Raw genomic sequence first — 13305 nt, forward strand, 5'->3', positions numbered from 1 at the left:
GGGCACACCTCTCACCTGGAACGACTCGGTGCAGGAGCGGCACAACGCTGAAACCACCGCCTCCCGCCCCTCGGCAAACATCAACTGCGGTGGTTGGATGGCCGGTTGATGCCACCCCCTCGCACGGCACCACTGGCACCACTCCAGGAGCGGACCCCTTGACGGACAACCCCGCATGCACCGACGATCCCGCCGCCACGCTGCGCAGACGCATCGACACCCTGCGCCCGCACACGGCCCGGATCTGGAACTACTGGCTCGGCGGTGGCGACTACTACGAGGTCGACCGGGTGGCCGGAGACCGTATCCGGGAGCTGCATCCGGCCATCGGCGACTACGCCCGGGCCGACCGTCTCTTCCTGGGGCGTGCCGTGCGGCATCTCGTGGCGGACGCGGGGATCCGCCAGTTCCTCGACATCGGCACCGGTCTGCCCACCGCCGACAACACGCACGAGGTCGCACAGCGGCTGGCTCCGGACGCACGGGTCGTCTACGTCGACAACGACCCGCTGGTGCTGGCCCACGCCCGCGCGCTGCTGACCTCCACGCCCGAGGGCCGCACGGACCACCTGGACGACGACCTGCGCAATGTCGAGTCGATCCTGGAGCGGGCCGCCGCCACGCTGGACCTCACCCGGCCGGTGGCGGTGCTGCTGCTCGGGGTGGTCATCTTCCTGCGCGACGACGAGGACCCGTACGGCGTCGTACGGCGGCTCATGGAGGCGCTGCCGTCCGGCAGCCATCTGGTGCTGTCGCACACCATCACCAGCCCCGCGCTGCCCGAGGTGGACGCGGCGGTGCACTTCTGGAACGAGCACGGCACCCCGGAGCTGACCCAGCGCACCCCCGAGGACGTCGCCCGCTTCTTCGACGGTCTGGAGCTGCTGGAGCCGGGAGTGGTCCCCTGCTCGCGCTGGCGCCCCGGGCGGGCGGAGACGGCCGAGCCGGAAGTGGCGCTGTACGGAGGTGTGGGCCGCAAGGGGTGAGAAGGCACGTGTGCGCTGAACGGGATGGTCCATCGTCACGTATGAGGTGAGGAGGGCGCTCAACGACCGGAGGGCCCCGTGGCGTTGACGCCGCGCATACGGGTTCGGGAGCCATGCATGAGGCACGCACGACGACGGATGGTCCGGCGAGTGACACGGCTGGCGGCCGTCGGCGGACTTCTCCTCGGAGGAGCGATGGTGACGCAGGCGGCCATGGCGAGCGAGACGCCCGGCACCTCGGCCCTTCCGTTCAGCGCCTCGGGCACCTCCGACAGCCCCGGTGCCGCGCTCGTCTCCGAACTCGGCACGGCCCGTACGGCGGGCACCTGGATCGGTGCGGACGGGCGTCCGGTCGTCGCGGTGACCGACCAGGACGCGGCGGCCCGCGTGGAGCGCGCCGGCGCCGAGGCCAAGATGGTCCGGCACAGCATGAACGACCTCAAGAAGGCGGCCTCCACGCTGCGTTCGGCGCCCCGGGTGGCCGGCACGGCCTGGGTGATGGACTACCGCACCAACGAGGTCGTGGTGCAGGGCGACAGCACGGTGTCGGCCTCCGACTGGTCGGACATGACCAAGGTCGCGAGCGGCATCGGCGGTTATGTCCGCATGGAGCGCATGCAGGGGAGGTTCACGACCCGGCTGAACGGCGCACAGCCGATGCTGTCGACCGGCGGGCGCTGCTCGGCGGGCTTCAACGTGACCGACGGCAAGAGCGACTTCATCCTCACCGCGGGGCACTGCGGGCCGACCGGGTCCATCTGGTTCGGCGACAACCAGGGCAACCAGCAGCTGGGCAGGACGGTCCGGCAGGACTTCCCCGGCAGTGACTTCTCCCTGGTCCAGTACGCGAACGGCTCGGCGGGCGCCGGAGCCGACGTCGTGGCGATCGGGCAGGGCAAGGGCGTGCGGATCACCGGCGTCGGCGATCCGGCCGTGGGCCAGCGGGTGTTCCGCAGCGGCAGCACCAGCGGGCTGCACGACGGGGAGGTCAAGGGGCTCGACGCCACGGTCAACTACCCGGAGGGCACGGTCACCGGACTGATCGAGACGGATGTGTGCGCAGAGCCCGGGGACAGCGGAGGTCCGCTGTTCGCCGACGGGATCGCGCTGGGGGTGACCTCGGGCGGCAGTGGTGACTGCACGTCGGGCGGTACGACGTTCTTCCAGCCGGTGACCAAGGCGATGCAGGCACTCGGGGTGGAGATGATCGTGTCGAAGCAGGCCGCCGGGCAGGGCTCCACGGCGTCGCCCGGGCCGTCCGGCTCGGCCACGCACAGCGCGATCGCACCGGGCGACAGCTCGCCCGGCTCCTCGGGTCCCCTCTCGGGCCTCACGGACGGCGAGACACTGCTGTCCAAGCTCGCGAACCCCGAGAACGTCGGCCCGGGGATGCTGGTCATCGGCGGCAGCCTGCTGGCGCTGGTGGCCACCCGCTACATCCGCGCCGAGCAGGACCGCAAGGCGTACCGGCGCCACTACTCGGCGACCTGGGGCTGACCGGTCACCCGAGAGTCAGCAGGACGGTCGCCGCCGCGGCTCCCAGCAGCCCGGCCGTCTGCCGCGAGGTGACGCGTTCGTGCAGCAGGGCCAGGCCGAGGATCACGGGAATCGCCGGATAGAGAGAGGCGAGGACCACGGCGACGGCGAGCAACTGCCGCTGGGCGGCGAGCAGATAGAGGATCAGGCCGAGAGCGGCCCCGGCCCCCACGAGAAGGGCCTGCACGGTGAGTCGGCGCGGCAGTCGCGGCGGCCCGTGCCGTACGACGTGCGGCAGCAGCAGGACCACGGCGGCGACCCGGCCCGCGGCCACCGGCCACAGTCCGGCGGACGGCCCCGCCAGGCCGAGTGCCACGTACTGCACGGCAACCCCCGCGCCGGCCGGCAGCCCGTCCCCCACCGCTGCGTCGGCCCGGGCCGGTGGCTGGAGCCCCGCGGCGCCGCCGCCGCGGGCCGGCGGACCGGCTGCGCCGTGGCCGCGCGCTGCTGCCCCGGCGACCAGCCAGAGGGCCGGCACCGTGACCGCGATGCCGGTCCAGGCCAGGGGGCCGGGGCGGTCGCCGAGGGCGAGGACGCCGCACAGGACGGACAGGGCGACGCCGGTCACGGCGCTCAGCGGCACGACCACGCTCATGGCGCCGCGGCTGAGACCGCGGTTGAGGTGGCGCATGGCGGTGCCGCTGCCGAGGCCGGACAGCGCTCCCCAGAGCAGGTCGGAGAGGCGGACGGGGTCGGCAGGCACGAGGAGGGCGGCGGCGCAGGCGAGGGCGGGCCCGCCGAGCCGGCCGAGAAAGGTGACGGCCGCGAAGGGGGCCCTGCGGGACAGGATTCCGCCGGCGAAGTCGACGATGCCGTAGCAGATGGCCGAGGTCAGTGCGAGGAGAGGGCCCATCCTTCACGGGGTGCCCCGCAGCGGGACCCCGATGCGCGGCGGGCCTCAGCCGCCGCTCAGGCGGCGCGCACCTGGCGCGGGCTCGCGGAGGCCCATTCGAGGACGAGGCGTCGGTACTCCTCGCGCTGTTCGCCGTTCAGTGTCCCGCCCGACCGGTGCCACAGGGCCCGGATCTCCTCGTTGACCTCGTCTGCCGAGCGATCGGAGGCGGGTTCAACGGTAGTGGACATGCTGTGAAGCATACGGGGCTCGACGTGAAGGCGCCGTGAGTAAGATGGAATGAATCGGACATATGAGACCGTGTTACTGGTCACGTCCATCTCCCATGTCCAGAAACGGAGTTCACGCCTCCGCCGCGCCCAGCACCAGCACCTGGATGGCCAGCACGGCGGCCCCGCGGGCCCAGTCGTGGAAGTCGGACACCTTGGTCTCCAGCGGGACCGGCGCGGTCATCGGATGCCGGTGCGCGGCGATCGTCTCGCGCACTGTGTCCCCGGCCACATCCATCAGACCGACCCCCTCACCGGCGAGCAGGATCTTCTGCGGCATCGCGAAGTTGGCGATCTGGGCGACGAGGGTGCCGAGCGCGCGGGCCGCCTCGTCGACGACCCGGGCGGGCATGGGTTCGCCCGCGGCGGCCAGCGCCAGGATCTCCTCGTACGTACGGTCGTGGCCGGTGGCGGCGCGGACCTGATAGCGGATGCTGGAGATGGTCAGCAGCGAGACGGCGCTGCCGCGTTGCCCGTCGGGGGTGAGCGGACCGTTGGGGTCGATGATCCAGTGGCGCCCGAACCCCCGGTCCTCCTCGGCGCAGGGCACCCGCTTGCCGCCGAGGACCAGGCCGTAGCCGATGCCGGCGCCGATGGTCAGGACGATGAAGCGGTCCAGGCCGCGGCCCGCCCCGAACCAGGTCTCGGCCTCGACGAGGGCGGCGACGTCGTTCTCGACGACGACGGGCAGCCCCGTGCGCTCCTCGACCAGCTCGGCCAGCGGAACGTCCCGCCAGTGCAGGAACGGCGACTCCCCCACCACGGCACGGTCCTCGACCAGTCCGCCCACGCCGATGCCGATGCCCGCGAGGTGCGGGTGCGTGCGGGACAGCTCGGCCGTCATCTCCGCGAGCAGATCCGCGACTTCGGCCGGGTCGTGGTTGGTGAGCGGGCGGTCGTGGCGGGCGACGACGTCGCTCCTGAGGGTGGTGACGACGCCGTAGACCGTGTCGTCGGTGACCTTGAAGCCGACGAAGGACCAGGACTCGGCGACGACGTCGAGCGGCTGCGAGGGGCGCCCCTGGCGCACCTCCGCGGGGGTGCCGGGCTCGGCGACCTCACGGAGCAGGCCCGACTCGATCAGCGGTTTGGTCAGCCGGGTGAGGCTGCCCGCGGAGAGAGCGAGCCGGCGGGCCAGCTCGGTGCGCGACAGCGGGCCGTTGACGAGCACCTCGATCGCCACCGAGCGCTCACCCGCGCTCAGCGGAAGCCAGCTGGCGGCACCTGTGGTCATGACGGTCGGACTCCCAGTTTTTTTCGCCGTAAAAGCAACCAGCTCAGATTAGCGCGCTCGACCCGCTCGAAAAAGATGCGTGCGGGCCCCTTGACGCACTGATTCTTTCGCATCAAAAGTAAGTGGCGCCGAGGACGAGCCGCCGCAGACGAGGAGTCGCCCGATGACCATCGCCCCCAGCGTCCCTCCGTCGCGACTACGTGAGAGCGGGGGCGACGGACGGCTGGCCGCGCTCTTCATCGCGCCGGCCCTGCTGGGCTTCACGGTCTTCCTGCTCTGGCCGACGCTGCGGGGCATCTACCTCAGCTTCACCCGCTTCAACCTGCTCACCCCGGCCGAGTGGGTGGGCCTGGACAACTATGTTCGCATGGTCCACGACCCCATCTTCTGGGACTCGTTGCAGGTCACCGTCGAGTACGTGGTGATCAACATCGGTGTCCAGACGGCCGCGGCGCTCGCCATCGCCGTCCTGCTCCAGCGGCTGACGCAGTCGTCCGTGCTGCGCGGGATCGTGCTGACGCCGTATCTGATGTCCAACGTCGTGGCGGGCGTCGTCTGGTTGTGGATCCTGGACACCCAACTCGGCATCGGCAACCAGGTCATCGGTGCCCTGGGCTTCGACCACGTCCCCTTCCTCGCCGACGAGGACTGGGCGATCCCCACGATCGCCCTGATCAACGTGTGGCGGCACGTCGGCTACACCGCGCTGCTGCTGTTCGCAGGGCTCATGGCCATCCCCGAGGACATGTACGAGGCGGCCCGGGTGGACGGCGCGAGCGAGTGGCGGATGTTCTGGCGGATCACGCTGCCGCTGCTGCGGCCGGTACTGGCGGTCGTGCTGATCATGACGGTCATCGGTTCGTTCCAGGTGTTCGACACCGTCGCCGTGACGACCATGGGCGGCCCGGCGAACGCCACCAACGTGCTCCAGTACTACATCTACGGCGCCGCCTTCGGCCGCTTCCAGTTCGGCTACGCCTCGGCCATGTCCGTGGCCCTGCTCGTCGTACTGAGCGCCATCACGTTCCTGCAGTACCGGCTCACCCGGGCCGGTCAGAGCGACCTCGGCTGACGGAAGGGAGTGACCGACACAGTGACCGACATGGCTGCCGTGGCAACCACGACGACCCTGCGCACCGGCGGGCGCCGGATCCCCCTCGGCCGGATCGCCGCCTGGGTGGTGATGGCCGCGATCATGCTCATCACCCTGCTGCCGTTCTACTGGATCCTGCGCACCGCGCTGTCCGCCAACACCGCTCTCGCGGCCCATCCCGGCGACCCGTTGCCGGTCGACCTGACGTCCGGCGGCTTCGAGCGTGCGCTGGGCCTGCAGTCGGCGAAGGAGGCCATCGCCCAGGGCGGAGCGGGCGGCGGGCTGAAGTTCTGGCGCTACCTGCTCAACTCGGTGTTCGTCTCCACCCTGATGACCGTCTGCCAGATCCTCTTCTCCGCCATGGCCGCGTACGCCTTCGCGCGGCTGCGGTGGCGCGGCCGGGACAAGGTGTTCGGGCTGTTCCTCGCCGGACTGAGGGTCCCCGCGATCTTCACCCTGCTGCCGAACTTCGTGCTCATCAAGCAACTCCACCTGGTGGACACGCTGTTGGGCATCGCCCTGCCGACGATGTTCATGACGCCCTTCGCCGTGTTCTTCCTGCGCCAGTTCTTCATGAACGTCCCGCGCGAGGTCGAGGAGGCGGCCCTGCTGGACGGTGCGGGCAAGATCCGCATCTTCTTCCGGGTGATGCTGCCGATGGCGTCCACGCCGATCCTCACGCTCGGCGTGCTGACGTACATCACCTCGTGGAACGACTACTTCTGGCCGCTGATGGTGTCCTACAGCGACAGCTCGCGCGTGCTGACCGTGGCGCTGGCCATCTTCCGGGCGCAGACCCCGCAGACCGGCTACGACTGGTCCGGCCTGATGGCCGCGACCCTGATCGCCGCGCTCCCGATGCTGGTGCTCTTCGGCTGCTTCGCGCGCCGCATCGTCTCCACCATCAGCTTCACCGGGCTCAAGTAAGGGGACAGGGATGCGAGTTCGTATGCGGAGTGTGCGCAGCGCCGTGGCGCTGGCCGGCGCGCTGGCCCTGTCCCTGGTCGCCGGGTGCGCGAAGGGCGGCGGCGCCGGGGCGGGCGGGAACACGGTGACGTACTGGCTGTGGGACGCCAACCAGCTGCCCGCCTACCAGGCCTGCGCCAAGGGATTCGAGAAGGAGAACCCGGGGCTGAAGGTGAAGATCAGCCAGCTCGACTGGGACGACTACTGGACCAAGCTGACCGCGAGCTTCATCGCCGGCACCGAGCCGGACGTCTTCACCGACCACATCCAGAAGTTCGGCCAGTTCGCCGATCTGAAGGTCCTCGAACCGCTGGACGACCTGGGCATCGACGCCTCCGACTACCAGCCGGGGCTGGCCGACAACTGGATCGGACAGGACGGCCGCCGCTACGGCGCCCCGAAGGACTGGGACACGGTCGCCCTCTTCTACAACAAGAAGATGACGCAGAGCGCCGGACTCACCCCGCAGCAGCTCAACAGCCTGGCGTGGAACCCGAAGGACGGCGGCACCTTCGAGAAGGCCATCGCCCACCTCACGGTCGACGTGCACGGAAAGCGCGGCGACGAACCGGGCTTCGACAAGCACCACGTCAAGGTCTACGGCCTCGCGACCGGCGGCGGCGGTGACGGCGACGGCCAGTCCACGTGGAGCAGCTTCGCCGCCTCGGCGGGCTGGAACTACACCGACAAGAAGCGGTGGGGCGAGAAGTACCGCTACGACAGCAAGACCTTCCAGTCCGTGATCACGTGGTACTTCGGCCTGGCGAAGAAGGGCTACATGGCGCCGCTCACGGACTACAGCGCGGGCGCCAACCCGGCCAACGCACAGGTGGCCGCGGGCAAGGCGGCCACCGCTCTCGACGGCGCCTGGATGCTCTCCACCTATGCCGCGATGAAGGGCATCACATTCGGCACCGCCTTCACACCGGCCGGCCCCACCGGCAAGCGCGCCACCATGATGAACGGCCTCGCCGACTCCATCACCAAGAACGCCCACAACAAGGAGGGCGCCAGGAAGTGGGTGCGGTACCTGTCGTCCGACGCCTGCCAGAGCGTCGTCGGCCGGTACGGCATCGTCTTCCCGGCCACTCCTGAGGGGACGAAGGCGGCCGTGGCCGCGTACGGCAAGAAGGGCATCGACGTCACGGCCTTCACCGAGCCGGTCACCGACAAGAAGGACTTCAGGACCTTCACCTTCCCGATCACCAACTACGCGGCGGACGTGTTCGCGTTGATGCACCCGGCCATGCAGGGCATCTACGGCAGTGGCAGGTCCGTCGGCAGCCTCGACCAGACCAACGACCAGATCAACCTGATCCTTTCGCAGTGATCCACCGACCAGTGAAGGACACGCCTCACATGACGTTCTCGCTCGGCATCGTCGGAGCCGGCCAGTTCTCCGGCCAGTTCGCCACCCTGTTCCAGGCCCACCCCGGCGTCAGCGACGTCTACGTGACCGACCTGCTGCCCGAGAGGGCGGACCAACTCGCCGCCGCCCAGGGGCTCGCGGGCACCTTCCCCTCGTACCAGGCGATGCTGGAGTCGGAGGCGGTCGACGCCGTCGCGATCTTCACCCAGCGCTGGACCCACGGACCGCTCGTGCTGCAGGGCCTCAACGCCGGCAAGCACGTCTACTCGGCGGTGCCCATGGCGATCACCACGGAAGAAATAGCCGCCATCATCGAGGCGGTCAAGGCGACCGGGCTGACGTACATGATGGGCGAGACCAGCCAGTACAACCCGGCGACCGTGCACGCCCGCAACCAGATCGCCGAGGGCGCCTTCGGGCGGATCTTCTACGCCGAGGGCGACTACGTCCACGACATGGACCTGGGGTTCTACGAGGCCTACCAGTACAGCGGCGGCGAGAACTGGAAGCAGACCGCCAGCTATCCCCCGCTGCTGTACCCCACGCACTCGGTGGGCGGTGTGCTCGGCGCCTGGCAGACGTACGCCACGAGCGTGTCGGCGATCGGTGTGGTCGACGAGCGCGGCGACGGCGTCTTCGACAAGGAGATCAGCCAGTTCGGCAACGACTTCTCCAACGCGACCGCGCTGTTCGAGGTGGCGGGCGGCGGTTCGTTCCGCACCAACGAGTTCCGGCGGGTGGGCTATCCCTCGCACATCAGGGAGTCGCGCTTCAGGTTCTTCGGCACCGAGGCGAGCATGGAGCAACTGGCGACGGTCGCGTTCTGGCAGGACAAGAAGGGCGTGAAGGACATCAGCGAACTGCTGGAGCCCAAGCCCACCATGGCTCCTGACGATCCGTCACTTCAGCACATCGCCCCGGACCTGCGCGCGGCCTTCACCTCCGGCTCGGCACCGGTGCACGACCGGACGCGGCTGCCGCGGGAGTTCGACACCCTGCACAACGGACACGAGGGCAGCCACCACTTCCTGGTCGACGACTTCGTGACCGCCGTCAACACACGGTCGCTGCCGTCCGTCAACGCGTGGGTGGCCGCCCGCTACACCCTGCCGGGCATCATCGCGCACGAGTCCGCGCGGCAGGGTGGGGTCAGGCTGGACATTCCGGACTTCGGGGATGCGCCGGAGGTGTGACCCTCGCGAGGTGAGGTGAGCCGGGTGCCCGATGTGCGTCAGGTGCCCGGCTTGCGGCCGTAGACGTAGACGTCGTCGCCGTTCTTCAGCAGCGACCAGTACTTCTTCGCGTCGGTCTTCGTCATGTTGACGCAGCCGTGCGAGCCGGGCGGGTTCCACATGCTGAGGCCGACGGAGTGGAAGGCCTGACCGCCGTCGAAGAACTGGCTGTAGGGCATGGCCACGTGGTAGATGCTCGACACATGGTCGATGTGCCGCCAGTAGATCTTCTTCAGGCCGGTGCGGGTCTCGTAGCCGTTGCGGCCGGTGCGGACCGGGACCGGACCGTACACGAGGCGGCTGCCGTCCTGGATCCAGCTGAGCTGGAGGGTGAGGTTCACACAGGCGATGCGGCCCTTGTTCGTCGGGCACTTGTGGTCCCGGTTGGGGTTGTGCCCGACGGCCTTCTGCTTGTTCATGAGGTCCATCACGCCCCAGGTGACGGGCCCCGCGTAGCCGATGTTGGGCGTGATGCCGTGCTTGGTCTGGAATGCCCTGATGGCCTTGCAGTCGGTGGCCGACTGCCGGCCGTCGACCGGTCGGCCGAGGAACTTCTCCACCTGCTTCTGGTAGGGCCCGGTGCTCGTGGTGCAGCTCGTGGCCGCCTGCGCGGGCGCGGCGCCCAGTGCGAGCGTGAGCGGTGCCACCATCCCGGCGATCCCGAGCGCGACGGCGCCCCGTCTGCGTATGTCCCCCATGGCCGGCCTTGCCTTTCGTACGGAAGCGACGTCTGATCTGCGACGTCTGCCAGCTAGACCGGCGTGCGGCGCGATCGGTTGCGCGAGCCCCTCACGATGCGACGAAACGGTGACACTCGCAGTGCCCCAGGTCACAGGGCGAGGGCGCGAACGAGGGCGAGTGCTGGGCGAGGGCGAGTGCTGGGCCAGGAGGGGTGCTCAGATGTCCCGCTCCTGGCGGGTGGCGCGCAGGAAACCGGTGTTGACCGCGGTGACGCCGCCGTCGACGGTGAGCGCGGTGCCGGTGATCCAGGCGGCCTCGCGGGAGGCGAGGAAGGCGACGGCGGCGGCGATGTCGTCCGGCTCGCCGACCCGGCCGAGGGGGTACAGCGCGCGCATGGTCTCGAGTTCCTCGTCGCGGCCCTCCCAGGCGGAGGTGCGCACGGTGCCCGGCACCACGAGGTTGACGCGGACGCCCCGCCCTGCGACATGTGCGGCCATGGTGCGGGTGAGCGAGAGCAGGCCCGCCTTGGCGGCGCTGTAGGCGTGGTTGCCGAAGTCCTGCAGGGCGTTGACGGAGCCGATGCTGACGACCGCGCCGCGGCCGGAGGCGGCCAGATGCGGAAGGGCGGCGCGGCAGCAGCGGTAGGTACCGGTGAGGGTGATGTCGAGGTCCCGCTCCCAGGCGTCGTCCGGTCCGTCCTCGAAGAGCGGGGTGTCGGGGGTGCAGCTCGCCGCGCAGTTGACCAGGACGTCCAGCGACCCGAAGGTGTCCACGGCGTGCGCGACGGCCGCCTCCACGGAGGTCCGGTCGGCGACGTCGCACGTCAACGCCTCGGCGGTCAGGCCGAGTTCACGCAACGCGCCGGCGGTCCTCGCCACCTCGGCCGGGTCGGCGTCGGTCAGCAGGACGCGCGCGCCCTCGTCGGCCAGCCGGCGTGCGATCGCGGCACCGATGCCGCGGGCGGCACCGGTGACGAGAACTCCGTACCCCTCGAAGCGCTTCGTGTCAGCCATGGGCCGAACCTACCCGCCCGACGATCATCACGGCAGACGGCGAGCGGCCCCTCTCAGCGGTAGCCGCTCACGTCCGCCGGTTTGCCCGCGTCCTGCACCTCGACCAGGTAGCGCCAGGCGTCCGGGCGGCTGCCGTCGAGGTCGGTGAAGCCGTACTCCTGGGCCAGCGAGCCACTGGAGACGGAGCCGCCGTTCCAGCGGGCCCGGTCGGGGTCGGCCGCGAGCGCGGCGACGGCGCGGCCCACGTAGCGCGGGGTCTCGGAGATGGCGAAGTGCGGGACCTCGGTGAGGGCGTCGCGCCAGTTGTCCTCACGGACGCCGAAGTGCCCGAGCATGATCTCGGAGCGCATCCAGCCCGGCGTGAGCGCGACCGCGGTCGCACCGCGCGGTCCGAGTTCGTGGCCCAGTGCGAAGGCCATGCGCAGCACGGACGCCTTGGCGAGGTCGTAGAAGAAGGAGACGCGGTAGGTGTCGCGGTTGTACTCGGCGGTGCCGTCGGTGACCTCGACGACCAGTCCGCCGGGGTGGCGCAGCAGCAGCGGCAGGGCGTGGTGGCTGGTGATGGCATGGGTCTCGACGGCGAGCCGCAGCAGCCTGAGCCCCTTGTCGAGGTCGTGCTCCCAGACCGGACGCTCCCACTCGAAGAGGTTCTCCGCGCCCCAGATGTCGTTGACGAGGACGTCGAGACGGCCCTGTTCGTCGGCGATGCGGTCCACCAGGGCGCGGACCTGCGCGGGGTCGAGGTGGTCGGTCGGTACGGCGATGCCCCGGCCGCCCGCCTCGGTGACGAGGTCGGCGGTGTCCTCGATGGTCTCGGGGCGGTCGTACTCGGAGCGCCGCGCCCGGGTGGTGCGTCCGGTGACGTACACGGTGGCGCCCGCCGCCCCCAGTTCCACCGCGATCCCGCGGCCCGCGCCGCGCGTCGCCCCGGCGACCAGCGCCACCTTGCCCTTGAGCGGTTCGGACATGTCCGGCCTCCCGTTTCCCAACGATCGATGTCGAGGTCGAGCCTGCCGGTGAAGCCGGACATCTTCTGTCGTCTTTTACGCAAATCCCGCGAGGGTCACCCGCGCGGGTCACCGATGCGGGTCACCCATGCGCGGGCGCGAGACCGGACGCGGCGTGTCGCTCAGTGCCCCCGGGCGATCCACTCCTCCAGATGCGGGGCCTCGGCGCCCACGGTGGTCGGATCGCCGTGGCCGGTGAGGACCTTGGTCTCCGGTGGCAGAGTGAGCAGCCTGTCGCGGATGGAGTCGATGATCGTCGGGAAGTGGGAGTACGAGCGCCCGGTCGCGCCGGGGCCGCCCTGGAAGAGGGTGTCGCCGGTGAAGACGGTGCCCAGCGCGGGGTCGTAGAGGCAGACGGCGCCCGGTGCGTGCCCGGGGGTGTGCAGCACGGTGAGGTCGGCGCCCGCGGCCTCGATGACCTGGCCGTCGGCCAGATGGGCGTCGGGGTCCCGGTCGGGGTGGGTCAGCTTCCACAGTGGGAGGTCGTCGGGGTGCAGCCAGATGGTGGCGCCGGTGCGGTCGGCGAGCGCGGGGGCGGCGTCGATGTGGTCGTTGTGGGCGTGGGTGCACACGATGGCGCTGAGGCGGCGGTCCCCGACGGCCTCGGCGATGGCGTCCGCGTCGTGGGCCGCGTCGATGACGATCACCTCGTGGTCGTCGCCGACGATCCAGACGTTGTTGTCTACGTCCCAGGTGCCGCCGTCGAGGGTGAACTGCCCGGAGGTGACGAGACGTTCGATGCGCGCGGTCATCAGAACACCACCACCGAACGCAGGACGTCACCCTGGTGCATCCGCTCGAACGCCTTCTCCACGTCGGTGAGTTCGATCGTCTCGGTGACGAACTTGTCCAGTGGCAGGCGCCCTTGCAGATGCAGGTCGATCAGCATCGGGAAGTCGCGGCTGGGCAGGCAGTCGCCGTACCAGGAGGACTTCAGGGAGCCGCCACGGCCGAAGACGTCCAGCAGCGGCAGTTCGAGCTTCATCTCGGGGGTGGGCACGCCGACCAGGACGACGGTCCCGGCGAGGTCGCGGGCGTAGAAGGCCTGCTGGTACGTCTCCGGGCA

General features: G+C 70.2%; 13 protein-coding genes and 1 pseudogene. 6 read left to right on the forward strand and 8 right to left on the reverse strand.

Translation table 11 applies throughout. The features are described from left to right. The first annotated feature begins 158 nt into the window (after nt 1–158). Entirely contained in the window at nt 159–986 is an 828-nt protein-coding gene (locus MQN93_RS41275) for an SAM-dependent methyltransferase (protein ID WP_242713538.1), read from the forward strand. A gap of 117 nt (nt 987–1103) precedes the next feature. Then, the gene (locus MQN93_RS41280; protein WP_242713539.1) at nt 1104–2483 is read left to right on the forward strand and encodes a S1 family peptidase; all 1380 of its coding nucleotides are present in this window, start codon (nt 1104–1106) and stop codon (nt 2481–2483) included. Between the two features lie 4 nt (nt 2484–2487). Here MQN93_RS41280 and MQN93_RS41285 read toward each other — a convergent pair whose 3' ends face one another. From MQN93_RS41285 to MQN93_RS41295, 3 genes are all read right to left on the reverse strand, one after another. Further along, nucleotides 2488–3375, reverse strand: a complete 888-nt coding sequence (locus MQN93_RS41285) for an EamA family transporter (protein ID WP_242713540.1) — start codon at nt 3373–3375, stop codon at nt 2488–2490. A gap of 56 nt (nt 3376–3431) precedes the next feature. Continuing rightward, nucleotides 3432–3617, reverse strand: a complete 186-nt coding sequence (locus MQN93_RS41290; protein ID WP_016430663.1) for a hypothetical protein — start codon at nt 3615–3617, stop codon at nt 3432–3434. Nucleotides 3618–3717: 100 nt separating this feature from the next. Continuing rightward, nucleotides 3718–4878, reverse strand: a complete 1161-nt coding sequence (locus MQN93_RS41295) for an ROK family transcriptional regulator (protein ID WP_242713541.1) — start codon at nt 4876–4878, stop codon at nt 3718–3720. Nucleotides 4879–5041: 163 nt separating this feature from the next. Here MQN93_RS41295 and MQN93_RS41300 point away from each other — a divergent pair, with 163 nt between their 5' ends. Genes MQN93_RS41300 through MQN93_RS41315 form a run of 4 tightly spaced genes read left to right on the forward strand, consistent with a single transcriptional unit; the run spans nt 5042 to nt 9499 of the window. Next, nucleotides 5042–5950, forward strand: a complete 909-nt coding sequence (locus MQN93_RS41300) for a carbohydrate ABC transporter permease (protein WP_242713542.1) — start codon at nt 5042–5044, stop codon at nt 5948–5950. A 30-nt stretch (nt 5951–5980) separates the two neighbouring features. Beyond that, nucleotides 5981–6898 (forward strand): carbohydrate ABC transporter permease, encoded by a 918-nt coding sequence (locus MQN93_RS41305; RefSeq protein ID WP_242713543.1) that lies wholly within the window; start codon nt 5981–5983, stop codon nt 6896–6898. Between the two features lie 22 nt (nt 6899–6920). Then, on the forward strand, nt 6921–8267 hold the full coding sequence (locus MQN93_RS41310; RefSeq protein WP_242713544.1) for an ABC transporter substrate-binding protein: 1347 nt from the start codon (nt 6921–6923) through the stop codon (nt 8265–8267). A 29-nt stretch (nt 8268–8296) separates the two neighbouring features. After that, nucleotides 8297–9499, forward strand: coding sequence for a Gfo/Idh/MocA family protein (locus tag MQN93_RS41315; protein ID WP_242713545.1), 1203 nt, complete (start codon nt 8297–8299; stop codon nt 9497–9499). A gap of 38 nt (nt 9500–9537) precedes the next feature. Here MQN93_RS41315 and MQN93_RS41320 read toward each other — a convergent pair whose 3' ends face one another. The 5 genes and pseudogenes from MQN93_RS41320 to MQN93_RS41340 form a co-directional block, all read right to left on the reverse strand. Continuing rightward, entirely contained in the window at nt 9538–10236 is a 699-nt protein-coding gene (locus tag MQN93_RS41320; protein WP_242713546.1) for a L,D-transpeptidase family protein, read from the reverse strand. Between the two features lie 198 nt (nt 10237–10434). Beyond that, complete coding sequence (locus MQN93_RS41325; protein WP_242713547.1) at nt 10435–11232, reverse strand: SDR family NAD(P)-dependent oxidoreductase; 798 nt, start codon at nt 11230–11232, stop codon at nt 10435–10437. Between the two features lie 53 nt (nt 11233–11285). Continuing rightward, nucleotides 11286–12200, reverse strand: coding sequence for an SDR family oxidoreductase (locus tag MQN93_RS41330; RefSeq protein ID WP_242713548.1), 915 nt, complete (start codon nt 12198–12200; stop codon nt 11286–11288). A 161-nt stretch (nt 12201–12361) separates the two neighbouring features. Further along, nucleotides 12362–12991, reverse strand: a complete 630-nt coding sequence (locus tag MQN93_RS41335) for an MBL fold metallo-hydrolase (RefSeq protein WP_242713549.1) — start codon at nt 12989–12991, stop codon at nt 12362–12364. After that, nucleotides 12991–13305 (reverse strand): annotated as a pseudogene (locus tag MQN93_RS41340) (S-(hydroxymethyl)mycothiol dehydrogenase); the annotation flags it as partial. The gene MQN93_RS41335 and the pseudogene MQN93_RS41340, both read right to left, overlap by 1 nt.

The organism is Streptomyces spinosisporus, assembly GCF_022698145.1.
Lineage (GTDB): Bacteria > Actinomycetota > Actinomycetes > Streptomycetales > Streptomycetaceae > Streptomyces > Streptomyces spinosisporus.